This window comes from Alcanivorax sp. S6407 (genome assembly GCF_023016115.1).
GTDB lineage: Bacteria > Pseudomonadota > Gammaproteobacteria > Pseudomonadales > Alcanivoracaceae > Alcanivorax.
This window is the reverse complement of the sequence record NZ_JALKBH010000029.1, coordinates 1-249: the sequence shown is the minus strand read 5'-3', so window position 1 is coordinate 249 and position 249 is coordinate 1. Positions and strand designations below refer to the sequence as shown.

1 pseudogene is annotated in these 249 nt (G+C 60.6%); it reads right to left on the bottom strand.

Going from position 1 to position 249, the window contains the following annotated elements:
- A pseudogene (locus MWU49_RS17700) lies at nucleotides 1-158 on the bottom strand (transposase family protein); the annotation flags it as partial.
- Between the last annotated feature and the right edge of the window lie 91 nt (nucleotides 159-249).

Genomic DNA, 249 nt, shown 5'->3' with positions numbered 1-249 from the left:
TCAAGCTGTTCGCGAGCGACCGCACAGCGAGGACAGCGAAGTCGCCGAACCGGCACGTCCAGCCAGACCTTGTACTCGAAGAGGTCACGATCACGGACTCGTCGCACGGTGGTGTCGTGGATCTTCTGGCAGGGTTGGCGGCAATGCTGACACCGGGGAGGCCTGTCAGGGTCGGGAATCAGCTCAATCAGGCAGTGCGAATCAGCGAGTTGAGTGCATCGGGCAGGCAAAAAGCCTTCCCAGCAAAAG